The 22,666-nt window shown below is 70.2% G+C and carries 19 protein-coding genes and 1 pseudogene; 16 read left to right on the forward strand and 4 right to left on the reverse strand.

All coding sequences use genetic code 11. The features are described 5' to 3' along the window. From ACYVK3_RS20555 to abc-f, 9 genes and pseudogenes are all read left to right on the forward strand, one after another. Positions 1–452 (forward strand): annotated as a pseudogene (locus ACYVK3_RS20555) (L-erythro-3,5-diaminohexanoate dehydrogenase); the annotation flags it as partial. 1 nt (position 453) lies between these two features. Continuing rightward, entirely contained in the window at positions 454–2,064 is a 1,611-nt protein-coding gene (gene kamD, locus ACYVK3_RS20560; protein ID WP_460499217.1) for a lysine 5,6-aminomutase subunit alpha, read from the forward strand. Then, on the forward strand, positions 2,061–2,810 hold the full coding sequence (kamE, locus tag ACYVK3_RS20565) for a lysine 5,6-aminomutase subunit beta (RefSeq protein ID WP_460499218.1): 750 nt from the start codon (positions 2,061–2,063) through the stop codon (positions 2,808–2,810). The genes kamD and kamE overlap by 4 nt, the downstream gene beginning before the upstream one ends. Continuing rightward, positions 2,807–3,187: a 3-aminobutyryl-CoA ammonia lyase gene (gene kal, locus ACYVK3_RS20570; RefSeq protein ID WP_460499219.1), complete on the forward strand. Its 381-nt coding sequence runs from the start codon at positions 2,807–2,809 to the stop codon at positions 3,185–3,187. Before kamE ends, kal begins: the two co-directional genes overlap by 4 nt. Next, positions 3,184–4,533: a glutamate mutase L gene (locus tag ACYVK3_RS20575; RefSeq protein WP_460499220.1), complete on the forward strand. Its 1,350-nt coding sequence runs from the start codon at positions 3,184–3,186 to the stop codon at positions 4,531–4,533. The genes kal and ACYVK3_RS20575 overlap by 4 nt, the downstream gene beginning before the upstream one ends. A 588-nt stretch (positions 4,534–5,121) precedes the next feature. After that, entirely contained in the window at positions 5,122–5,607 is a 486-nt protein-coding gene (locus tag ACYVK3_RS20580) for a cation:proton antiporter regulatory subunit (protein WP_460499221.1), read from the forward strand. Between the two features lie 3 nt (positions 5,608–5,610). Next, a complete protein-coding gene (locus ACYVK3_RS20585; protein ID WP_460499222.1) occupies positions 5,611–6,816 on the forward strand; it encodes a cation:proton antiporter in 1,206 nt (401 codons plus the stop codon). Positions 6,817–6,848: 32 nt separating this feature from the next. Then, positions 6,849–8,171 carry a M20/M25/M40 family metallo-hydrolase gene (locus ACYVK3_RS20590; RefSeq protein ID WP_460499223.1) on the forward strand — a complete coding sequence of 441 codons (1,323 nt, stop codon included), beginning with the start codon at positions 6,849–6,851 and terminating at the stop codon, positions 8,169–8,171. 275 nt (positions 8,172–8,446) lie between these two features. Beyond that, on the forward strand, positions 8,447–10,069 hold the full coding sequence (abc-f, locus tag ACYVK3_RS20595) for an ABC-F family ATP-binding cassette domain-containing protein (protein ID WP_460499224.1): 1,623 nt from the start codon (positions 8,447–8,449) through the stop codon (positions 10,067–10,069). Here the strand turns inward: abc-f and ACYVK3_RS20600 are convergent. Next, positions 10,053–10,889, reverse strand: coding sequence for an AraC family transcriptional regulator (locus ACYVK3_RS20600; RefSeq protein WP_460499225.1), 837 nt, complete (start codon positions 10,887–10,889; stop codon positions 10,053–10,055). The two genes, abc-f and ACYVK3_RS20600, sit on opposite strands and share 17 nt — an antisense overlap. A 73-nt stretch (positions 10,890–10,962) precedes the next feature. On the opposite strand from ACYVK3_RS20600, the gene ACYVK3_RS20605 reads away from it, so the two are divergent. After that, on the forward strand, positions 10,963–11,451 hold the full coding sequence (locus ACYVK3_RS20605) for a VOC family protein (RefSeq protein ID WP_460499226.1): 489 nt from the start codon (positions 10,963–10,965) through the stop codon (positions 11,449–11,451). On the opposite strand, the gene ACYVK3_RS20610 is transcribed toward ACYVK3_RS20605, so the two are convergent. Beyond that, positions 11,445–12,419 (reverse strand): aldo/keto reductase, encoded by a 975-nt coding sequence (locus ACYVK3_RS20610; RefSeq protein WP_460499227.1) that lies wholly within the window; start codon positions 12,417–12,419, stop codon positions 11,445–11,447. The two genes, ACYVK3_RS20605 and ACYVK3_RS20610, sit on opposite strands and share 7 nt — an antisense overlap. A 240-nt stretch (positions 12,420–12,659) precedes the next feature. On the opposite strand from ACYVK3_RS20610, the gene ACYVK3_RS20615 reads away from it, so the two are divergent. The 4 genes from ACYVK3_RS20615 to ACYVK3_RS20630 all read left to right on the forward strand — a co-directional run bounded on the left by ACYVK3_RS20615 (position 12,660) and on the right by ACYVK3_RS20630 (position 17,465). Then, positions 12,660–13,490, forward strand: a complete 831-nt coding sequence (locus ACYVK3_RS20615) for an undecaprenyl-diphosphate phosphatase (RefSeq protein WP_460499228.1) — start codon at positions 12,660–12,662, stop codon at positions 13,488–13,490. Between the two features lie 40 nt (positions 13,491–13,530). Further along, positions 13,531–14,817, forward strand: a complete 1,287-nt coding sequence (gene mshC, locus ACYVK3_RS20620; RefSeq protein ID WP_460499229.1) for a cysteine--1-D-myo-inosityl 2-amino-2-deoxy-alpha-D-glucopyranoside ligase — start codon at positions 13,531–13,533, stop codon at positions 14,815–14,817. 31 nt (positions 14,818–14,848) lie between these two features. Next, a complete protein-coding gene (locus tag ACYVK3_RS20625) occupies positions 14,849–16,504 on the forward strand; it encodes an enoyl-CoA hydratase-related protein (RefSeq protein ID WP_460499230.1) in 1,656 nt (551 codons plus the stop codon). 70 nt (positions 16,505–16,574) lie between these two features. Continuing rightward, on the forward strand, positions 16,575–17,465 hold the full coding sequence (locus tag ACYVK3_RS20630; protein ID WP_460499231.1) for a phenylalanine 4-monooxygenase: 891 nt from the start codon (positions 16,575–16,577) through the stop codon (positions 17,463–17,465). Here ACYVK3_RS20630 and ACYVK3_RS20635 read toward each other — a convergent pair. Continuing rightward, positions 17,443–17,583: a hypothetical protein gene (locus ACYVK3_RS20635; protein WP_460499232.1), complete on the reverse strand. Its 141-nt coding sequence runs from the start codon at positions 17,581–17,583 to the stop codon at positions 17,443–17,445. The two genes, ACYVK3_RS20630 and ACYVK3_RS20635, sit on opposite strands and share 23 nt — an antisense overlap. A 32-nt stretch (positions 17,584–17,615) precedes the next feature. Further along, on the reverse strand, positions 17,616–18,251 hold the full coding sequence (locus tag ACYVK3_RS20640; RefSeq protein WP_460499233.1) for a pyridoxamine 5'-phosphate oxidase family protein: 636 nt from the start codon (positions 18,249–18,251) through the stop codon (positions 17,616–17,618). A gap of 264 nt (positions 18,252–18,515) precedes the next feature. On the opposite strand from ACYVK3_RS20640, the gene metH reads away from it, so the two are divergent. Both metH and ACYVK3_RS20650 read left to right on the forward strand, forming a co-directional pair. Beyond that, a complete protein-coding gene (metH, locus tag ACYVK3_RS20645; protein WP_460499234.1) occupies positions 18,516–22,043 on the forward strand; it encodes a methionine synthase in 3,528 nt (1,175 codons plus the stop codon). 23 nt (positions 22,044–22,066) lie between these two features. After that, entirely contained in the window at positions 22,067–22,624 is a 558-nt protein-coding gene (locus ACYVK3_RS20650) for a thymidine kinase (protein WP_460499235.1), read from the forward strand. Positions 22,625–22,666: the final 42 nt, after the last annotated feature.

A 22,666-nucleotide genomic window follows, 5' to 3' on the forward strand; every position in this document is an offset into this window, starting at 1 on the left:
CCGGCTCACTGTCCCTGGCCGCCGCGCGCGGCGCCCGCGCCGCCACCGTACTCGGCGTCGTCCGCGACGAGGACGAAGCCGGCCGCCTGCGCGAGGCCGGCCTCGCCGACCGCGTCGCCGTCGCCGACGCCACCGACCCGCGCGCCCTCGCCGAGGCCGTCACCGAAACCCTCGACGGACGCGGCGCCGACGTCACCGTCGTCTGCGTCGACGTCCCCGGCTGCGAGCACGGCGCCATCCTCGCCACCGCCACCGGCGGCACCGTCGTGTTCTTCTCCATGGCCACCTCGTTCCCCGCCGCCGCGCTCGGTGCCGAGGGCCTCGCCGCCGACGTCGAGATGCTCATCGGCAACGGCTACGTCCCCGGGCACGCCGACTACGCCCTCCACCTGGTCGCGGCCAACCCCACCCTGCAAGACCTCTTCGGCGCCCGCATCGGGGAGGAGCGCTGAGATGACCGCGAAACCACTCCTGCCGCTCGACCCGGAACTGGTCACGCGCGCCCGCCGCCTCGCCGCCCAGGCCGGACGGCCCGTCGTCGACATGGCCCGCAGCCACACCACCGTCTCCGTCGAGCGCGCCACCCTCCGCCTCGCCGGACTCACCGGCGCCGACCCCGACGGCATCCCCTGGGTCAACCGCCTCGTCGACGCCGTCGCCGACCAGCTCGGGCTCGAGCACGGCATCGCCGATCCCGTCTTCCACGCCCTCGCCCAAGGCGACCACCCCGACCTCACCCGCCTCGCCCACGCCGGCGCCGCCGGCGGCGTCACCTTCGAACTGCCCACCGGCAAAGCCCGCACCGCCGCCCGTGAGGCCGCCCGCGCCGCCGTCGGCGGCGGCCTCGACCGCATCGACGCCCAGCGCCGCACCCGCGACCGGATGGTCGCCGAGATCGGCGACCCGCCGCAGCGGCCATGGATCTACCTCATCGTCGCCACCGGCGACATCTACGAGGACATCCCGCAGGCCCAGGCCGCCGCCAAAGCCGGTGCCGACATCATCGCCGTCATCCGCTCCACCGGCCAGTCCCTGCTCGACTACGTCCCCGAGGGCGCCACCCGCGAAGGCTTCGCCGGGACCTACGCCACCGGCGAGAACTTCCGGCTCATGCGAGCCGCGCTCGACGAGACCTCCCGCGAGACCGGCCGGTACGTGCGGCTGTGCAACTACGCCTCGGGCCTGTGCATGCCCGAAATCGCCGCGCTCGCCGGCATGAACCGCCTCGACATGATGCTCAACGACTGCATGTACGGCATCCTGTTCCGCGACATCAACCCGATCCGCACCTTCGTCGACCAGCGCTTCAGCCGCCAGATCCACAGCAGGGCCGGCATCATCATCAACACCGGCGAGGACAACTACCTCACCACCGCCGACGCCGTCGAGGCCGCCCACACCGTCACCGTCTCCCAGCTGCTCAACGAGTACTTCGCGCACGAGGCGGGCCTGCCCGACGAGCTGCTCGGCCTCGGGCACGCCTTCGAGATCAACCCCGACCTGCCCGAGTCGTTCCGGCTCGAACTCGCGCACGCGCTGCTCGCGCGGCAGCTCTTCCCCGACGCCCCGCTCAAATGGATGCCGCCGACCAAGCACATGACCGGCGACGTCTTCCGCGGCAACCTGCTCGACGGCTTCTTCAATCTCGCCGGGGTCATGACCGGCCAGTCGATCCTGCTGGTCGGCATGATGACCGAAGCGGTCGTCACCCCCTGGCTGTCCGACCGCGACATCGCCCTGCAGAACGTGCGCTACGTCCTCGGCGCCTGCTCCGGGCTCGCCGAGGACTTCCACCCGCCCGCCGACGGCTTCATCGCCCGCCGCGCCGACCAGGTCCTCGGCGAGGCCGTCGAGCTACTGGATCGGATCCGAGACGACGGGCTGCTCAACGCGATCGCCGACGGCACCTTCGGCATCATGAAGCGCCCGGCCGACGGCGGCCGCGGCCTCGAGGGCGTGGCCGAACGGGCCGACGACTACTTCAACCCCGCCGGCGAGGCGCTCGAACCCGGCAGCGCAGATCCACGGCCCGTCAGCTTCGCCGCGGACGAGGAGGCCCGATGACCAGGATCGTCCGCCCCTACGGCGACACCAGCGGCGACGGCATGGTGCAGGTCTCGTTCACCCTGCCGGTCGCGCACGACAAGCGCGCCGAGGGCGCCGCCGCGCAGCTCGCCGCCAAGATGGGCCTCGACAACGCGATGGTCGTCCACTCCAAGGCGATCGGCGCGGAACACACCTTCTTCGTCGTCTACGGATCCGCCAGGCACCTGGTCAACCTCGACGAGGTCGAAGTGGTCGAACGCGACTACCCGCTGCTGAGCCCCAAGGAGATCAACGAGCTCGTCAAGGGGCGGCTCGGCCGCAAACTCTGCGTCGTCGGCGCCTGCATCGGCACCGACGCCCACACCGTCGGCATCGACGCCATCCTCAACATCAAGGGCGTCGCGGGGGAGAAGGGCCTGGAGTACTACCGCGAACTGCGCGTGGTCAACCTCGGCGCGCAGATAGCCGTGCCCGACCTGGTCAACCGCGCGATCGACGAGGCCGCCGACGCGGTCCTCGTCAGCCAGGTCGTCACCCAGAAGGACGCCCACCTGCACAACACCCGCGAGATGGCCGCCGCCTTCCGCGAGGCGCTCCCGCCCGGCAAGCGCCCGCTCCTCGTCGTCGGCGGTCCCCGCTTCGACGAGCGCGCCGCCGCCGAACTCGGCGTCGACCGCGTCTTCTCCCGGGGCACCACGCCCGGCGACGTCGCCTCCTACCTCGTCCACCGTCTCGTCGCCACAGGAAGCGAGGTCACCGTATGACCAGCCACGACGGCCTCACCGTCACCCACCGCCGCTACGTGCCCTACAGCCACGCCCACTACGGCGGCGACCTCGTGGACGGCGCGTACGCGCTCGGCATGTTCGGCGACGTCGCCACCGAGATCTGCGTCCGCACCGACGGCGACGAAGGCCTCTTCGCGTCCTACTCGGACGTCCAGTTCAAGGCCCCGATCCGGGCCGGCGACGTCGTCGAGGCCATCGGAGCGGTCACCCGGACCGGCAACCGCAGCCGCACCATCCAATTCGTCCTGAAGGTGGTCTGCCGCGCCGCCCCGGACACGAGCGCATCGGCGGCGACCGTGCTCGACGAGCCCATCGTGGCCGCCACCGCGACCGGCACCGTCGTGGTGCCATGACCCGCACCGTCGTATGCGTCGACGTCGGCTCCACCTACACCAAGGCCGCCGCCGTCGAGGCCGACACCGGGGCCCTGACCGGCAGCGCCTCGCACCCGACCACCCTCGCGACCGACGTGATGGACGGCCTCGAACGCGCGGCCGAAGCGGCCGTCCCCGACGGCGCGAACGTGATCGACACGCTCGTGTGCTCCTCCGCGGGGGGAGGTCTGAGGCTCGGCGTCATCGGCAACGAGCCGCTCGTGACGGCCAGAGCCGCCTACCGGGCCGGACTCTCGGCCGGAGCGCGAGTGGTCCACGTCTGCGCCGGCACCGTGACCGACGGCGACTGGAACGCCCTCGCCGAAGCCCGCCCCGACGTGCTCCTCCTGGCCGGAGGCACGGACGGCGGTGACCAGACGGCGCTGCGCGACCACGCCGAGGCGCTGGCGGCCTCGAAGACGCGCGCGCCGGTCGTCTTCGCCGGCAACACGGCCGCAGCCGGCGACGTCGACACCCTCCTGACCGCCGCCGGATTCGCGGTCACCTGCGTGGACAACGTCCTGCCGCGCATCGGCACCCTCAACCCCGTCCCCGCGCGAACCGCGCTGCGTGAGGCCTTCCTGCGTCACGTGATCGCCGGCAAGCACCTCTCGGCCCGCGCCGACTTCACCGGCCTTGTCAAGGCCGCGACGCCCGACGCCGTCCTGAGCGGCATCGAGCTCCTCGCCGACCTCACCGGAGAGGAGCTGCTCGCGATCGACGTCGGCGGCGCCACCACCGACGTCTACTCGGTGCTCACCCCCGACGCCGAGCTGAGCGGTCCGCGCGCCGAAGTCGCCGGAACCGCATGGCGTTCGCGCACCGTCGAAGGCGACCTCGGCGTGCGCCACACCGCCACCGGCATCATCGAGGCCGCCGACAAGGACGACCTGGACCCGAGCCCCGTCCTCCGCGACACCGCCCGGCACCGCGCGGGCCACCCTGACTTCCAGGTCCGAACCGCGACCGAACGCAGCGCCGACGCCGAACTGAGCGCGCTCGCGGCCCGCGTCGCCGTGGGCCGCCACGCCAGAGGCGAACGCATCGGCGGCCCGACCGAGCCGCTGCGCGGCGGCAAGGACCTCGCCGCGGTGAAGCTGGTGATCGGCTCGGGCGGCGTCCTGCGACGCGAGCCCGAGGCGGCCGCGCGCTGGCTGCGCGAGGCGGTCTGCGAGCACACGGCCGGAGGCTTCCGTCCACCGAAGGCCGCGATGGTCGTCATCGACGCCGACTACGTCCTCGCTCCCGCGGGACTCCTCGCCTCCAACGGCCACCGCGCCGCCGCCGAGCGAATGCTGCGGACGGCGTTCCGCCGCGTCGAGTGACAACGTCGATCGTTATCAGCCTCGCATAAGCATCGGGATGCCGCCGCCGGCCTTGGACGTCCCCCGCGCAGCCGGCGGCGTGGCCGTGGCCGACGACCGCGTGCACCGAATCGGCTTGCAGCTCGGCGGCTATCGAGTCGGCCGCCCGCGCTGCCCAGTGCGCTTCGGAGAGGATCACCGGCGTGATCGGCGGACTGACCTCGATGACGTCGCGTCCCCGTCGGAGGCGCCCCGCTCCGCGCCCTCCTGGTCCGAGCGCCGTGGTCTTCCCGAACCGCTTGACCACGCCTTCGGCTTCGCATGCGTAGTCCATGACCCGAAGACTCCGCGTGCCGCTCACCGACCGCTCACACGCCGCCCGCACCCCTCCAGGCGGCCGGTGAGGCAACCTGACGGCGGCCGCACCGCGTCTTATCCATCGTCGGCGGGAACAAGCCGCCCGCGCCGACCGCGATCCCGGCGGAGGTGGAGCGCCGGGATCGCCTCCCCCGACGCCGCGAAGCACTGCTCGGCCGAGCCTGACCGGCCGTCCCATCGCCCTTGCGCTACCGTTCCATGCGTACGCAACCCTGAAGGAGATGACCGACCGTGGACGTGGAACGCACCGAATTGCCCGGGATCGGCGTCCGGTTCGAGTTCGAGACCAAGCGGGGGGTGCATCTGGGGATCGTCGCCCACCGCGAGGGCCGCCGCGACTTCATCCTCTACGACCCGGACGACCCCGACTCCGCCCTCGAATGCGTGGTCATGGACGCCGACGAATCGGCGTCCATCGGCGAACTGCTCGGCGGTGCCCGCATCATCGAGAAGCTCAACAAGCTGCATCACGAGATCGAGAACCTCGTCTCGCGCAAGCTCCTGGTCGACGCCACCAGTCCCTACGCCGAGCGCCCCCTCGGCGACACCCGGGCCCGCACCCGCACCGGCGCCTCGATCGTCGCCATCGTCCGCGACGACAGCGTCGAGACCGGTCCCGCGCCCTCCACGAAACTGCACGTCGGCGACAGGCTCGTCACCATTGGAACCGAGGAGGCCGTGGAGAAGGTCGACCGCATCCTGCGCGGGCTCGAGTAGGCCATGGACCATCTGGTCGAAGTTTTCCTGCAACTCGGTCTGCTGATCGGCGCCCTCGGCCTTTTGGGCGCCATCGCCGGGAAGTTCGCGATCTCCGCCATCCCCCTGTACCTCCTGGCCGGCCTCGCCTTCGGCGACGGCGGCATCCACGACCTCGGAGACATCGCGAACTTCCTCGACATCGGCGCCGAGATCGGCATCGTCCTGCTGCTGTTCACGCTCGGACTCGAGTACACGCCGCGCGAGCTGCTCGGCACCATGCGCACCTCATGGGTCTCCGCGCTCGTCGACCTGGTCCTCAACGCCGCCCCCGGCGTGGCGTGCGCGCTCCTGCTCGGATGGGGCCCGCTCGCCGCCGTCGTCTTCGGCGGGGTCACCTACATCTCGTCCTCGGGGATCATCGCCAAGGTCCTGTCCGACCTGGGCTGGCTCGGCAACCGCGAGACGCCGACCGTGCTCTCGCTGCTGGTCGCCGAGGACCTCGTCATGGCGATCTACCTGCCCATCGTCACCACCATCCTGGCCGGACTCGCCTTCACGCAGGCGGCCTGGGGCCTGGCGATGGCCCTGCTCGCGGTCGCCGGCGCCTTCTTCATCGCCTCCCGCGGCGGCACCGCGCTCTCGCGCTTCCTCTCCTCGCCGAGCGATGAGATCCTCATGCTCAAGGTCCTCGGCCTGATCCTGATCGTCGCCGGGCTCGCCGAGCAGGTCCACGTCTCGGCCGCCGTCGGCGCCTTCTTCGTCGGCATCGCCCTCTCCGGCGATGTCTCCCATCAGGCCGAACGCACACTCGCGCCGCTGAAGAACCTGTTCGCGGCGATCTTCTTCGTCAACTTCGGGCTCCAGACCAACCCCCAGGATCTGCCACCGGTGCTGTTGATCGCGATCCTGCTGGCGGTCGTCACCATCGGCACGAAGTTCGCCACCGGATGGTGGGCCGCCAGAAGCGCCGGATCGGCGTTCACCGGCCGATTGCGCGCCGGTCTCGTGCTCCTGCCACGCGGGGAGTTCTCCATCGTCATCGCCGGTCTCGGCGTCGCGGCGGGCCTCGATTCCCAACTGGGTTCCATGACCGCCGCCTACGTCCTCATCCTGGCCGCGATCGGCCCGATGGCGCCTCGCCTGGCCGGCCCGATCTCCGACAAGCGCCGCCGGCTGAGACGGGCCCGCAGAGTGAAGCCACCGACAGCGGCGAGCCCTGCGGCGTGAGCCGCCCGCCCGCGCCTTGATAGAAATCAACGATGGCAGCAACCGCAAACCCGCCCCGCCCCGCTGACGAGGTCGTCGAGATCGCCCGCGACCTCATCCGCATCGACACCACCAATACCGGCGACCACGCCACCTCAAAAGGGGAGCGCGCCGCCGCCGAATACGTGGCCGAGAAACTCGCCGAAGTCGGCCTCGAGCCCAAGATCTACGAGTCGGCGCCCGGCCGCGCCTCCGTGGCCGCCCGATATCCCGGGGCCGATCCGGATCGCGGCGCGCTGCTCCTCCACGGCCACCTCGACGTCGTCCCCGCCGAGGCCGCCGAGTGGAGCGTCGATCCGTTCAGCGGCGAGATCGCCGACGGCTACCTGTGGGGCCGCGGCGCGGTCGACATGAAGGACTTCGACGCGATGCTGCTGGCCGTCGTCCGCTCCTGGAGGCATTCCGGCAAGGTCCCGCCGCGCGACCTGGTGCTGCTGTTCACCGCCGACGAGGAGGCCGGCTCCGACTTCGGTGCCCGGTTCATGGTGGAGCAGCACCCCGAGGTCTTCGAGGGCGTCACCGAGGCGGTCGGCGAGGTCGGCGGTTTCTCCATGACCCTCTCGAACGACCTGCGCGTCTATGTCGTCCAGACCGCCGAGAAGGGCCTCGACTGGCTGCGCCTGCGCGCCGCCGGGCGCCCCGGGCACGGCTCGATGCTCCACGACGACAACGCCGTCACGCGCCTGAGCCGCGCCGTCGCCAACATCGGGCAGCACCAGTTCCCGATCGAGATGACCCCGACCGTCCGCCAGTTCCTCGAATCGGTATCGGAGCTGACCGGTGTCGAGTTCGACCCGGACAAGCCCGAGGAGACGGTCGCGAAGCTCGGACCCGTCGCCCGCCTGATCGGCGCGACGCTGCGCAACACCGCCAACCCGACCCGCTTGAACGCCGGCTACAAGACGAACGTCATCCCGTCCTCGGCCGAGGCCGTCCTCGACTGCCGGTCCCTGCCGGGCCGCAACGACGAGCTCGAGGCGACGCTGCGCGAACTGGCCGGCGAGGGCATCGACTTCGACTACGAGATCCGCCAGCCCGGCATCGAGACCTCCTTCGACGGCCCGCTGGTCGACGCCATGGCCGAGGCCATCCGGGTGTCCGACCCGGGTGCCAGGACCATTCCGTACATGCTCTCGGGCGGCACGGACGCGAAGGCGTTCGCGTCGATCGGCATCCGCTGCTTCGGTTTCGCGCCGCTCAAGCTGCCCGCGGACCTCGACTTCACCGCGCTGTTCCACGGCATCGACGAGCGCGTCCCGATCGACGGCCTCCAGTTCGGCGTCACCGCCATGCACCGCTTTCTCTCCCAATGCTGAACGGATGAATCCGCGTCGGCGCGGTGAGCGCCCTCACCGCGCCGGCCTTCGCCGTCCCCTGGACAAGACCCGCCAGCGCCGCTTAGGGTCAAGGGCATGTGGCTTTACTTCGTTTAGCGGCCTGAAGGGCATCGCGTCGAGCACCGCTCCGCGACGACCCCGGCGCACCGGCCACAGCTTCCCTCGCGTTGCATTCGCACTCCCGCTGTGCCTGCCCGCGTGCGCCGCCGCATCTTCGTATCCCCGACCGCGACCGGCCGCTGCCTGGAGGCGCCATGTTCCGACAAACCCAACTATCCATTGTAGAAGTAACGAAGCGCTACGGCGACAATCTCGTCCTCGACCGCGTCTCCTTCACCGTCAAACCGGGCGAGAAGATCGGCGTCGTCGGCGACAACGGGTCCGGCAAGTCCACGCTGCTGCGGCTCCTGGCCGAGGTCGAGCCGCCCGACAACGGCGAGCTCACCGTCCGCTTCCCGGGCGGCATCGGTTACCTGCCGCAGCGCCTCGAACTGCCCGACGACCACACCGTCGCGGACGCGATCGACCTCGCCCTCGCCGACCTGCGCGCCATCGAGGCCGCCATGCGCGCATGCGAGCGCACGCTCGCCGCGGGAGGCGAGGCCGCCGACGAGTACGCCGAACTGCTGGCCCGCTTCGAGGCACGCGAAGGCTGGGAGGCCGAGCTCCGGGTCGACCGTGCCGCCGACGCCCTCGGGCTCCCCGGTATCGATCGCGCCCGCCCGCTCGGCACGCTCTCGGGCGGCGAGCGCTCGCGGCTGACGCTGGCCGCGACCCTCGCGTCGCGGCCCGCCCTGCTCCTGCTCGACGAGCCGTCCAACGACCTCGATGACGCGGGGGTCCACTGGCTCGAACAGCAGCTCGCCCACTGGCCGGGCACCGTCGTGGCCGTCACCCACGACCGGGCGTTCCTCGACGCGATCACCACCACCATGCTCGAGGTCGCCGACGGCAAGGCCCGCCGCTACGGCAACGGCTACGTCGGCTACCTCACCGCCAAAGCGACCGAACGCAAGCAGGCCGAGGAGGCGCACGAACGCTGGAGCGCCGAGGTCGAGCGTCACGAGCGCATCGTCGAGGCCAACGCCGACAACATGAGCGCGATCCCGCGCAAGGTGCCGAAGGCGGGCATGGGCACCGGCACGTACCGCATGCGCGACCGCAGCCACGGGGCCGCCGGTCGCGTCCGGATCGCGAAGCAGCAGCTCGAACGCCTGCGCGCCGACCCGGTCCCACCGCCGCCCGAGCCGATGCGGTTCTCCTCGCGGATCGCCACGACCGGCGCCGACGCCGGAGCGCCGGCCGTGTCGCTGGCGGGCGTCCGCGTCGGCGGCAGGCTCCGCCTCCCCGAGCTCGTCGTCGAGCACGGCGAACGGGTCCTGATCACCGGCCCCAACGGCGCCGGCAAGACCACGCTCATGCGCGTCCTCGCCGGTGAACTCGAACCGGACGAGGGCACCGTCGAGCGCAGCGGAGTCGTGGGCCACCTGCGTCAAAGCTCGGGGCCCGGCTCGGAGCGGCACTCGGTGCTGCGCGCCTTCGCCGCCGGCCGGGTCGGCACGCTCGAGGAGCACGCCGAGGCACTGTGGCGGCTGGGCCTGCTCGAACCCGAGCAGTTCGGGACGCCCGTGGCCGCCCTCTCGGTCGGACAGCGTCGCCGCCTCGAACTCGCCCGCCTGGTCACCAGGCCGGTCGATCTGCTCCTGCTCGACGAGCCCACCAACCACCTCGCACCGGTGCTCGCCGAGCAGTTGCAACAGGCTTTGGACTCCTACACCGGGACGGTGATCCTGGTCAGCCACGACCGCCGCCTGCGGGAGTCCTTCGCCGGACGGCGCCTGGAGATGGAGGCCGGGGCACTCACCGGCGCGCCATGACCAGCTCGCGCCCGGCCGATGCGCAGGCCGCCGCGTATTCGGCCGGGGGCGAGCCGATCAGCGCCTTGAAGTCGTGCGTGAAGTGCGCCTGATCCGACCAGCCGAGCTCGGCGGCGAGTCGGGCGAGGTCCACCGCCGGATCCTGCGCGAGCCGGTCGGCCGCGTCGTGCATCCGGTAGCGGCGGATCAGCCACTTCGGGCCCAGCCCGAGATAGGACTGGAACAGCCGCTGGAGGCTCTTGGGGGACATGGCGAACCGCTGTGCCGCCTGGTCGACCCTCGTGACGCTCCGGTCCTCGAGCATCACCGAGACGATCCGGAGCACCAGCTCGTAGCGCGGGTCGGCTCGCGCGGGCAGGCGCTCGGCGAGGAACACCGAGACGGCCCGTATCGCGTCCTCCACGCCCTGACCCACGACGGCCGTGCTGAGGTGGTCGACCGCGGGCCCGAACACGGTGCGGGCCGCGACCGTCCAGTCGGCGAAGGCCGACGACTCGGCACCGGTGAGGGCGACGAAGCCGCCGGGCCGGAACTTGACCCCCAGGACCCGGCCCGATCCGGTGAGCGGATGCCGCGAGACGGCGGTGCCGGGGCCGTGGACCTCGGCGCCGAGGCCCGGCATGAAGCTGAGGTTCACGCACGGGTGGGGGATGACCACCGATTCGTACGAGGCGCCCTCGGGCAGGTCCCAGCGCACCGACCAGAACCGCTCCACGTACGCCGCCAGGGCGCCCTCGACCGGGTGCCGTCCCAGGTCGATGTGCCGGGCGGCCTCCTGCGGCCGCAGGATTCCCTTGTCGCTGGCGGTGCGGTCGTTCACGGAATGCATGGTAGTTCGCGCCTGTGTCGTTTTTTTACAAGAAGGCCGGAGCAGCACGTACGAGACTGGTCCCATGAGCGAAACCAAGGTCGACCCGATCCCCGACGGCTACCACTCGATCACGCCGTTCATCGTCGTCAACGAGGCCGCGAAGGCCGTCGAGTGGTACGAGCGCGTCTTCGGCGCGCAGACCCTCGCCCGCAACGACGGACCCGACGGCAAGGTGATGCACTGCGAGATCAGGATCGGCGACTCGATCGTGCAACTGGGCGACGCGGACCCCCGATGGGGCCTGGCGTCTCCGGACCCCGAGCAGATCACGTCCAGCCTCGCGCTCTATGTCGAGGACTGCGACGCCGTCTACGCCAAGGCCGTCGCGGCCGGGGCGATCGTCCGTGAGGAGCCGAGCGTGTTCCTCACCGGCGACCGCTTCGCTTCGATCGCCGATCCGTTCGGGCGCCGCTGGTCGATCATGACCCGCGTCGAGGACGTCTCCCGCGAGGAGGGCGAGCGCCGCGTCGACGAGTGGATCGCCTCCATGGGCTCCGGCGAGGCTCAATAGCTCTCCGGATAGCCCACGGTCGGCGCCGAGACGTCGTCCAGGGCCAGGCGGATCTCAGGGGGCAGGAACAACTGCTCCGCCGCCAGGGACGCCCGCAGCTGCGTCGCGTTGCGGGCGCCCACGATCGCCGAGGCCACCCCCGGCTGGTCCCGCACCCACGCCAGTGCCACCTCCAAGGGGCTGACCCCCAGCCCCTCGGCGGCGGTGGCGACCGCCTCCACGATCCCCGCCGACCGCTCGTCCAGATAGGTCGTCGCGAACCGCGCCCACTGCGCCGAGGCCGCCCGCGAGTCCGAGGGGCGGCCGAATCGGTACTTGCCCGTCAGCACGCCCCGTCCCAGCGGCGACCACGCCAGCAGGCCGAGCTCCATCGCCAGGCACGCCGGCAGCACCTCGCGCTCGACCCCGCGCTGCAGCAGCGAGTATTCGACCTCGCTGGCCACGATCGGGGTGCGGCCCGGCCAGGCCGACTGCCACGAGCTCGCCCACGCCGTCTGCCAACCGGTGTGGTTGGACAGGCCGACGTACCGCACCTTGCCGCTGTTCACGGCCGTGTCCAGCGCCGACATCGTCTCCTCCACCGGCGTGTCCGGGTCGTAGACGTGCAGCAGCCACAGGTCGATGTACTCGGTGCCGAGCCGGCGCAGCGAATTCTCCAGGCACCGCATCAGCCACCCGCGCGAGGTGTCCCGCTTGCGCTCCGAGCCGTCCGTGCGCACTCCGGCCTTCGTGGCGATGTGGATCTCCGAGCGCGCCACCACCTTCCCGATGAGCTGGCCGATCGCGGCCTCCGACGCGCCCTGCCCGAACACGTCCGCGGTGTCGACGAGCGTGCCGCCGGCTTCGACGAACGTCTGCAGCTGCGCCGCGGCGTCCTCCAAGCCGGCCTCGTCGGTGGTCCACGTCATCGTCCCCAGCCCGAGGGAGGAGACCTCGATGCCGCTGCGTCCAAGTGGTCGGCGTTCCATGACCCCACAAGGTACATCGAGTAAAGCTCGGATAACCACGCGCTTTCCCCGGACCGCGCCTCGGCCGTTTCGCCGAGGAATCGCCGCCCGGCTCCCCCTCCGAGACGACCCGAGCTTCGGCAGCGCGGCCGAAGCCACCGCGCACGGCGCTCAATAGCCTCGTGAAGGCCCCACAGGCCTGCGGCACTTGAGCCCCGGGCGGCTACGCTGTCGGACGTTGAAATCTGAAGGGAACGCGATTTGGAAATCTGGCAAGCGGTCATTCTCGGCATTGTGGAAGGCATCACCGAATTCCTGCCGATCTCCTCCACTGGCCACCTGGTCGTCTTCTTCGAACTGCTCGGCATCGACCCCGCGGACCGATCCGTCATCGCCTTCAACGCCGTCATCCAGGGCGGTGCGATCCTGGCGATCCTCGTGTACTTCACCAAGGACATCGTCCGCATCGTCAAAGGCTTCGCCGTCGGCCTGTTCAACCGCGACCAGCGCGGCGTCGACTACCGCTACGGCTGGTACGTCATCATCGGCACCATTCCGGTCCTCATCGCAGGGCTGGCGCTGTCCAACGTCGTCGACCGGATCTTCAACCTCTGGGTCGTCGCCATCGGCGCGATCGGCTGGTCGTTCGCCATGTGGTTCGCCGAGCGCGTCGCCACCCACCAGCGCAACGAGAATCACGCCAACGTCTGGGACGCGATCTTCGTCGGCACCGTCCAGGTCATCTCCCTGTTCCCCGGCGTCTCCCGCTCCGGCGCCACCATGACCGCCGGCCTCCTGCGCGACTTCGACCGCGAGTCCGCCACCCGCTTCTCGTTCTTCCTCGGGATCCCCGCGCTCACCGGCGCCGGCCTCCTCGAGATGGGAGAACTGGCCGGCGGCACGGTCCCCATGGGCTCCCTCATCACCGGCATCGTCGTCTCCGCCGTCGTCGCCTACATCTCCGTGGCCTGGCTGATGAAGTTCGTCACCAACCACACCTTCATGCCGTTCGTCTGGTACCGAATCGCCTTCGGCGTGATCATCATCCTGCTGCTCAGCACCGGCATCGTCGCTTCGGGCGGCAGCGGATGAGCGCTGGCCCCGCAACCGTGATCGAACTACGATCGCCGCTATGGAATCTTGGACCGCACCCGACGTACCCGACCTGCCCGGCCACGGACCTGCCCTGCGCTTGCACGACACCGCCACCGGCGAGCCGCGCGAGACGGTCCAGCCGACCGCCGAGCGCGCCACCATGTACGTGTGCGGGATCACGCCCTACGACGCCACGCACCTCGGCCACGCCGCCACGATGATCACCTTCGACCTGGTCGCCCGGTACTGGCGCGACCAGGGGCTCGACGTCGACTACGCACAGAACGTCACCGACGTCGACGAGCCCCTGTTCGAACGGGCCCGGCGAGACGGCACCGACTGGCAGGTCCTCGGCCTGCGCGAGACCGCGCTGTACCGCGAGGACATGGAGGCGCTGAAGATCGTCCCGCCGCGCCACTACATCGGCGCGATCGAATCGATTCCCCAGATCGGCAAGGCCGTCGCCGGCCTGCTCGAGGCCGGAACCGCCTATCGCCACGAGTCCGGCGACATCTACTACTCCGTCGCCGAAGCACACCGCTTCGAGGCGCAGGCGCCCTACGACCGCGCGACCATGCTCCGCTACGCCCGCGAGCGCGGCGGCGACCCCGACCGCGAAGGCAAGCGCGACCCGCTCGACCCGGTCCTGTGGAACGCCCCACGCGACGGCGAACCCTCCTGGGACTCCGCGGTCGGCCCGGGCCGACCCGGCTGGCACATCGAATGCGCCTGCATCGCCATCGAGCACCTGGACGCCACCATCGACCTCCAGGGCGGCGGCAACGACCTGATCTTCCCCCACCACGCGATGTCGATCGCCCACGCCGAGTCGATCACCGGCGAGCGCCCCTTCGCGCGCACCTGCGTCCACACCGGCATGATCGGCCTCGACGGGGAGAAGATGTCCAAGTCCCTGGGCAACCTCGTCTTCGTCTCCAAGCTCCGCGCCGAGGGCGTCGACCCCGCCGCAGTGCGCCTCGGCCTGCTCGCCGGGCACTACCGCGCCGACCGCCAGTGGTCCGCCGCGGTCCTGGCCGAGGCCGAGCTGCGCCTCGGCCGCTGGAGAGAGGCCGTCTCGCGCGAGCTCGCCGTCCCCGCCGGCGCCATGCTCACCGCCGTGCGCAACCGCTTGGCCGACGATCTCGACACCGCCGGAGCCCTCGCCGCCGTCGACGCCTGGGCCGCTGAAACACTTTCCGCTGGTGGGGATGACCCTTCGGCGCCCGCGCTGGCCCGCGACACGATTGAAGGATTGCTCGGAATAGACTGCTCTCGCTTATTGCGCGAAATGTCGAGACTCGGTACGCTCCTTGGCAGAGCGTAGCCGACTCCCCACGCCGCCAGAGGAGTCGCAATTGAAGATCCTGCTGCTGGTGTCGGCCTTCAACGGCCTCACCCAGCGTGTCTGGTGCTCTCTGCGAGAGCAGGGACATGAAGTCGGCGTCGAATTGGCGCCGGTCTTCGACACGCCCGAATCGCTCACCCGAACCGTCGAGCGGATCGACCCCGACCTCATCCTGTGCCCCTTCCTGAAGCACCGGGTGCCCGAGGCCGTGTGGCAGCGGTGGACCACCGTCATCGTCCACCCCGGCCCCGTCGGCGACAGAGGACCATCCTCACTGGACCATGCGATTCTCGACGGACGCCCCCGCTGGGGCGTCACGGCGCTGTCGGCGGTCGAGGAGATGGACGCCGGACCGGTCTGGGCCACCTCGACGTTCGACCTTCCCGCGGCGATCACCAAGAGCGCCCTCTACAACAGCCGCGTCGCCGACGCGGCCATGGAATGCGTCGCCAAGACCGTCCGCATGGTCGCCGCCGGCGAGCGGCCCATGCCCGTCGACCGGGCGCCCCGCGAGATCCCCGGCACCACTGAGCTTCCCCTGTTGCGCCGCAAGGCCTTCGAACTCGACTGGAGGGCCGCGGCATCCGAGCTCGCCCGCCGCATCGCCGCGGCCGACGGCGCGCCCGGTGCCCCGATCGACCTCGACGGGCGCACACTGTGCCTGTTCGACGCACACGCCGTCGACGAGAACCACGGGGCCACCCCCGGCACCGTCGTCGGCCGCGACCTCGAAGCGGTCGCCGTCGCCTGCGGCCACGGGACCCTGTGGGTCGGCTACGCCGCGGAGCTCACCGCCAAGCGCGGTCCCAAGCTCCCGGCCGCGATGGTCATCGACGCGGCCGACGCGCCGTACCTGCCCGCGCCCGAGGCCATGGCCGAGTCCTCCTACCGCCGCGAGGGCGACATCGGCTATCTGACCGTCAGGTCCTACAACGGCGCGATGTACACCGAGCAGTGCCGCCGCCTGGCCGGCGCCGTCGAGAAGGCCCTGACCGAGGACACCCGCCTGCTGGTCCTCACCGGCACCGAGCACGCCTTCTCCAACGGCATCCACCTCGGCGTCATCGACGCCGCGCCCGACCCGGCCGCCGAGGCATGGGACAACATCCGCGCGATCGACGAGCTGTGCACCGCCATCGCCGCGGCCGACCAGCTCACCGTCGCCGCCTTCAGCGCCAACGCCGGCGCCGGCGGGGTCATGGCCGCGCTGTGCGCCGACGTCACCGTCGCCCGCGACGGCGTCGTCCTCAACCCGTACTACGACATGGGCATCTTCGGCTCCGAGCTGCACACCTGGTCGGTCGCCAGCCGCGTCGGCGAGGAGCTGGCCGCCGAACTCCTCGGCGCGAAACTGCCGATCTCGGCCGCCGAGGCCGCCAGCATCGGCCTGATCAAGGCCGTCGGACCCCGCGAATGGGGCGCCTTCCAGCACTGGCTGAGCGCCGTCGCCGTCGGCTACAACGAACCGATCACGCGCGGGCGCATGTTCGCCGCCAAGGAGCGCCGCCGCGCCGACGCGAAGCCGATGTCGTACTACCGGACGATCGAGCTGGCCGAGATGGCCCGCGACTTCTTCGACGACCGCCACGGCTTCGCCGACAAGCGCCGCGCATTCCTGCGCAAAACGGCGCCGACCGAGACACCCGCGAAACTCCGCTTCGCCTGAGGCGATCGCGGCCGCACCCGGCGGCCGCGATCGCGTTGACAGGCCGGGCCAGACCTGATGAACTGGCTCTATGTTCGAAGAAGGACAATACTTCGCGCCGGTCAACACCGACGCCGACGGCACGGTCGTCGTGGAGCTGGGTGAGAACCACCCGGGCTTCGCCGACGCCGAATACCGCGAGCGGCGCAACGCGCTCGCGGCACTCGCATTGGACTGGAAGCCCGGGGAACCGGTACCGACCGCTTCCTACACCGATGACGAACACGAAGTTTGGCGGCTGGTCAGTGCGGAACTGGCGGCCAAACACCAACGACTCGCCGCACGCGAATACCTCGAAGGGGGCGAGCGGCTCAAGCTGCCCGCCGACCACATTCCGCAGCTCGCCGAGGTCTCGGAGAAACTGGAGCCGCTCACCGGGTTCAGCTATCGGCCCGCGGCCGGACTGGTGCCGCTGCGCGACTTCTACGGCGTGCTCGCCGAGGGCAGGTTCTACGCCACGCAGTACATCCGGCACCACTCGGTGCCGTTCTACACGCCCGAACCCGACGTCGTCCACGAGGTCATCGGCCACGCGAACGCGCTGGCCTCACCGAGGTTCGCCGCGCTCTACCGGGCGGCCGGCAAGGCGGCCAGGCGCGTCCACTCCGACGACGCGCTCGAATTCGTCTCGCGCGTCTTCTGGTTCACCCTCGAATTCGGGGTCATGACCGAGCCCGACGGCCTCAAGGCCTACGGCGCGGGCATCCTCTCCTCGTACGGGGAGATCGACGAGTTCCGGGGGATGACGATCCTGCCGCTCGACCTGGCCACCATGGGCACCATCGACTACGACATCACCCAATACCAGGACAAACTGTTCGACGCCGGGTCGATGGAGCAGCTCGAGGACGTGGTGGGGGAGTTCTGGGCCGACTGCGACGACGAATCGATCGAGCGGCTCAAGGCCGAGGCCGCTTCCTAGCACCCTGCTCGCGGCGCTCGTCGGCGTCGGCGATCCCGTGGCGCACCGCGTAGCGGATCGTCCAGTAGAGGATGTAGACGCCGATGGCGTAGAAGACCAGCGGGACGAGAGCTTCCATGCGCCCGATCGTATCGGGCGCATGGGCGGCGCTCAGTACAGCTGCTTCTCGTACTGGTCGCCGTAGTACTCCTTGAGCTGTTCGAGACTCTCCTCGACCGGCTGGGTCTCCTTGACCATCTGGGCATGCGAAGGCAGCACGTCGGGAGTCCATGTCTCGGGCTTCCAGATCCCCGAGCGCATGGACGCCTTGCCGCAGTGGAAGAAGATCGTGTCGATCTCGACCACCAGAGCGAGCACCGGCTTGTGGCCCTTGACGATCATGCCCTCGAAGAACGGCGCGTCCGACACGATGCGGGCGCGGCCGTTGATCCGCAGGGTCTCCCGGCGTCCTGGCACGAGCGAGAGCAGTCCGACGTGCGGGTTCGACAGCACGTTGTGGTAGCCGTCGACGCGGTGGTTGCCCTTGCGCTCGGGGATCGCGATCATCGAGTCGTCCAGCACGTGGACGATGCCGGCCGGGTCGCCCTTGGGGGAGGCGTCGCAGTTGCCATCGGCGTCGGCGGTGGCGATCACGCAGTAGGGCGAGGCCGCCAGCCAATCGCGGTCGCGCTGATGGAGCTTGGGGCGTTCCTTGGTGATGGCGCGAGGCTTGACCTCGCCGACGATCGCGCGCAGCTTCGCGGGATCCGTCACTTCGGTCCACGAGCGAGTGTCCAGGGTGTCCATCTGCGTCCCTTCCGGGCGGAGGCATTACGATCCGATGCTACGCCGTCGAGGCGTCCCCGAGCCAGACTCATTTCGGCCGTGGTCCGCGAGGGCGTGGCGCACCGCCAGGCGGATCGTCCAGTACAAGAAGAAGCAACCGAGGGCGATGAGCATGAGTTCTCCCATGCCCCCATCCTAGGGCCGCCGAGCTGGGTCCGAGTTCACACCTCTCAACAGTTGAAACCGGGTTCCCATCTCGCGGCACGCCCCATTATCCTTGGGGACGTGTCTGCGCCGAACCGCTTCCTCGAGACCCTCAGCCGCCGCGTCGTGATCGCCGACGGGGCCATGGGAACCATGCTGCAGACCTTCGACCCCACCCTCGAGGACTACGACGGCCACGACGGCCTCTCCGACATCCTGTGCCTGACCAGGCCCGACATCGTCCTGGGCATCCACGACGCCTATCTGGCCGCCGGCGCCGACTGCATCGGGACCAACAGCTTCAACGCCAACTACGGCGGCCTGGTCGAATACGACATCACCGACCGCGCCCGCGAACTCGGACGCGCCGCCGCCGCGCTCGCCCGCCGCAAGTGCGACGAGTACACCACCCCCGAGCAGCCCCGCTTCGTCCTCGGCTCCATGGGACCGGGCACCCGCCTGCCCACCCTCGGCCACGCCTCCTACGCGCTCCTGCGCGACCACTACGAGGCATGCGCGGCCGGACTCATCGAAGGCGGCGCCGACGCGATCCTCATCGAGACCAGCCAGGATCTCCTCCAGGCCAAGGCCGCCGTCATCGGCTCCAAACGCGCCAACACCGAACTGGGCACCGACGTCCCGATCATCGCCCAGGTCACCGTCGAGACCACCGGCACCATGCTCGTCGGCTCCGAGATCGGCGCCGCGCTCACCAGTCTCGCCGCTCTGAACATCGACCTCATCGGCCTCAACTGCGCCACCGGCCCGGCCGAGATGACCGAGCACATCCGCTACCTCTCGCGCCACTCCACCGTCCCGATCTCGGTGATGCCCAACGCCGGCCTCCCGCAGCTCGGACCGAACGGCGCGGTCTACCCGCTCACCCCCGCCGAGCTCGCCGACGCCCACGAGGAATTCGTCGACCGCTACGGCGTCAGCCTCGTCGGCGGCTGCTGCGGCACCACCCCCGAGCACATCCGCGCCGTCCGCGAACGCCTCGACGGCCGCGCGCCGGCCGAGCGCACTCCCGTGCGGGAGCCGGGCGTCTCCTCCTCCTACCACCACGTCCCCTTCAAGCAGGACGCCACGATCCTCAACGTCGGCGAGCGCACCAACGCCAACGGCTCCAAGGCCTTCCGCGAAGCCATGCTCGCCGAGGACTACGACCGCTGCGTCGACATCGCCCGCGAGCAGACCCGCGGCGGCTCCCACCTGCTCGACCTGTGCGTCGACTACGTCGGCCGCGACGGCGCCGAGGACATGCGAGTCCTCGCCTCCCGCTTCGCCACCGCCTCCACCCTCCCGATCATGCTCGACTCCACCGAGCCGGCCGTCATCGAAGCCGGGCTCGAAGCCCTCGGCGGGCGCTGCATCATCAACTCGGTCAACTTCGAGGACGGCGACGGCCCCGACTCCCGCTACGCGCGCGTCATGCCCATCGTCGCCGAACACGGCGCCGGCGTCGTCGCCCTGTGCATCGACGAGGAAGGCCAGGCCCGCGACCGCGACTGGAAAGTCCGCGTCGCCACCCGCCTCATCGAGGACCTCACCGGCACCTGGGGCCTGGGCGTCGAGGACATCTTCGTCGACGCCCTCACCTTCCCCGTCTCCACCGGCCAGGAGGAGACCCGCCGCGACGGCATCGAGACCATCGAGGCCATCCGCGAGATCGCCCGACGCTACCCAGGCGTCAACTTCACCCTCGGCATCTCCAACATCTCCTTCGGGCTCAACCCGGCCGCCCGCCAGGTACTCAACTCCGTATTCCTCAACGAATGCGTCGAAGCCGGCCTCAGCAGCGCCATCGTCCACTCCACCAAGATCCTGCCGATGGCCTCCATTCCCGAAGAGCAGCGGCAAGTCGCTCTCGACATGGTCTACGACCGCCGCACCGAGGACTACGACCCGCTCCAGAAGCTCATCGAGCTGTTCGACGGCGTCAGCCTCGCCGGCACCAGAGAGGCCCGCGCCGAGGCCCTCGCCGCCATGAGCCTCGAAGAACGCCTCCAATACCGCATCATCGACGGCGAGAAGGACGGCCTCGAAGCCGACCTCGACGCCGCGCTCGCCGACATGAGCGCCCTCGACATCATCAACGACCACCTCCTCGAAGGCATGAAGGTCGTCGGCGACCGCTTCGGCGCCGGCCAGATGCAACTGCCGTTCGTCCTCCAGTCCGCCGAGGTCATGAAAACCGCCGTCGCCCACCTCGAACCGCACATGGAGAAGGCCGAGGACGACGCCGGCAAGGGCACCATCGTTCTCGCCACCGTCCGCGGCGACGTCCACGACATCGGCAAGAACCTCGTCGACATCATCCTGTCCAACAACGGCTACACCGTCGTCAACCTCGGCATCAAGCAGCCCATCAACGCCATCCTCGACGCCGCCGAAGAGCACAAGGCGGATGTGATCGGCATGAGCGGCCTGCTCGTCAAGTCCACCGTCATCATGAAGGACAACCTCGCCGAGATGATGGCCCGCGGCCTCCACAGCCGCTGGCCCGTCGTCCTCGGCGGCGCCGCCCTCACCCGCGCCTACGTCGAAGACGACCTGCGCGGCCTGTTCGACGGCGGCGAGGTCCACTACGCCCGCGACGCCTTCGAAGGCCTCGCGCTCATGGACCGCGTCATGGCCGCCCGCCGCGGCGAAGGCGGCCCCGTCATCGACCCCGCCCAGGCCGAGAAGATCGCCAAACGCCAGGAACGACGCGCCAGGCAGGCCACGCTCGTCGCCGAGAACCTGCCCGCGCTCGACGACACCTCGGTGCGCTCGGACGTCGCCACCGACGCCCCCGTCCCGGTCCCACCGTTCTTCGGCTCCCGCGTCGTCAAGGGCATCGCCCAGGCCGAATACGCCGCCATGCTCGACGAGCGCGCCACTTTCCTCGGCCAGTGGGGACTCAAACCCACCCGCGGCGACGGCCCCTCCTACGAAGAACTCGTCGAGACCGAGGGCCGCCCCCGCCTGCGATACTGGCTCGACCGCCTCGCCACCGACAACGTCCTCGAAGCCAAGGTCGTCTACGGATACCTCCCGGTATACGCCGAAGGCAACACGCTCGTCGTCCTCGACGAGAACGGCCACGCCGAACGCGCCCGCTTCACCTTCCCCAGACAGCGCCAGGGCCGTCGACTGTGCCTGGCCGACTTCTTCCGCGCCAAAGACGGCGAACAGCTCGACGTGCTCGGCATGCAGCTGGTCACCCTCGGCTCCAAAGTCTCCGAATACACCAACGAGCTGTTCGCGGCCAACGCCTACCGCGACTACCTCGAAGTCCACGGCCTCACCGTCCAGCTCACCGAATCACTCGCCGAATACTGGCACCGCCGCATCAGGCGCGAATGGGCCCTGCCCGACGGCGGCACCGTCGCCGACGCCGACCCCGGCGACCTCAAAGGCATCCTCGACGTCGACTTCCGCGGCTGCCGCTACTCCTTCGGCTACCCCGCCTGCCCCGAACTCTCCGACCGCGCCACCCTCGTGGAACTGCTCGGCGCCGACCGCATCGGCGTCGAACTCTCCGAAGGCGACCAGCTCCACCCCGAGCAGTCCACCGACGCGATCGTGCTGCACCACCCGGAGGCGAGCTACTTCAACGCGAAATAACCGCACAAGGCAGTATGGCGGCCATGTCGCACGAACTCGTCGCCTACCTCGGCGTCATGGACGCCGGAAAATCCACCCTCGCCCTCCAGTACCACCACTCCCTCGGCGGGCACGGCGTCCTCTACACCTCGATGGACCGCAGCGGTAGCGGCGTCATCTCAAGCCGCATCGGCCTGAGCCACGACGCCCGCGAGGTCAGCCCCGGCTTCGACATCTACGACGACCTCGCCGAGATCAAACCGCCCTACGTCATCGTCGACGAAGTCCAATTCCTCGAAGCCCCCAAACAGATCAACCACCTCGCCGACGCCGTCGACGGCCTCAGCCTCGACGTCTACGCCTTCGGCCTCAAAACCGACTTCCTCGGACGCCTCTTCCCCGCCACCCAGCGCCTCATCGAACTCGCCGACCGCCTCGAAGAACTCCCCGTCCGAGTCAACTGCTGGTGCGGTGAGCGCGGCACCCACAACGCCCGCGTCCGCGACGGCGTCATGGTCTTCTCCGGCGACCTCGTCGAAGTCGGCGACATGGACTCCTACACCGTCCTGTGCCGCCGACACCACCGCGCCGGACTCGCCTGAACCCGACGCCCTTGTGAGCCTCCTCGCGACCGCGAGCCGAAA

Source organism: Glycomyces tarimensis (assembly GCF_054776215.1).

Excerpts from the sequence above, each read along its gene's own strand:
- ACYVK3_RS20590 (WP_460499223.1), top strand. The coding sequence starts at position 6,849 with ATGGCAGCAACCGCAAACCCGCCCCGCCCCGCTGACGAGGTCGTCGAG.
- kamE (WP_460499218.1), top strand. The coding sequence starts at position 2,061 with ATGACCAGGATCGTCCGCCCCTACGGCGACACCAGCGGCGACGGCATG.
- ACYVK3_RS20650 (WP_460499235.1), top strand. The coding sequence starts at position 22,067 with ATGTCGCACGAACTCGTCGCCTACCTCGGCGTCATGGACGCCGGAAAA.
- ACYVK3_RS20585 (WP_460499222.1), top strand. The coding sequence starts at position 5,611 with ATGGACCATCTGGTCGAAGTTTTCCTGCAACTCGGTCTGCTGATCGGC.
- ACYVK3_RS20640 (WP_460499233.1), bottom strand. The coding sequence starts at position 18,251 with ATGGACACCCTGGACACTCGCTCGTGGACCGAAGTGACGGATCCCGCG.
- ACYVK3_RS20605 (WP_460499226.1), top strand. The coding sequence starts at position 10,963 with ATGAGCGAAACCAAGGTCGACCCGATCCCCGACGGCTACCACTCGATC.
- mshC (WP_460499229.1), top strand. The coding sequence starts at position 13,531 with ATGGAATCTTGGACCGCACCCGACGTACCCGACCTGCCCGGCCACGGA.
- ACYVK3_RS20630 (WP_460499231.1), top strand. The coding sequence starts at position 16,575 with ATGTTCGAAGAAGGACAATACTTCGCGCCGGTCAACACCGACGCCGAC.
- abc-f (WP_460499224.1), top strand. The coding sequence starts at position 8,447 with ATGTTCCGACAAACCCAACTATCCATTGTAGAAGTAACGAAGCGCTAC.
- ACYVK3_RS20610 (WP_460499227.1), bottom strand. The coding sequence starts at position 12,419 with ATGGAACGCCGACCACTTGGACGCAGCGGCATCGAGGTCTCCTCCCTC.
- ACYVK3_RS20575 (WP_460499220.1), top strand. The coding sequence starts at position 3,184 with ATGACCCGCACCGTCGTATGCGTCGACGTCGGCTCCACCTACACCAAG.
- ACYVK3_RS20635 (WP_460499232.1), bottom strand. The coding sequence starts at position 17,583 with ATGGAAGCTCTCGTCCCGCTGGTCTTCTACGCCATCGGCGTCTACATC.
- kamD (WP_460499217.1), top strand. The coding sequence starts at position 454 with ATGACCGCGAAACCACTCCTGCCGCTCGACCCGGAACTGGTCACGCGC.
- kal (WP_460499219.1), top strand. The coding sequence starts at position 2,807 with ATGACCAGCCACGACGGCCTCACCGTCACCCACCGCCGCTACGTGCCC.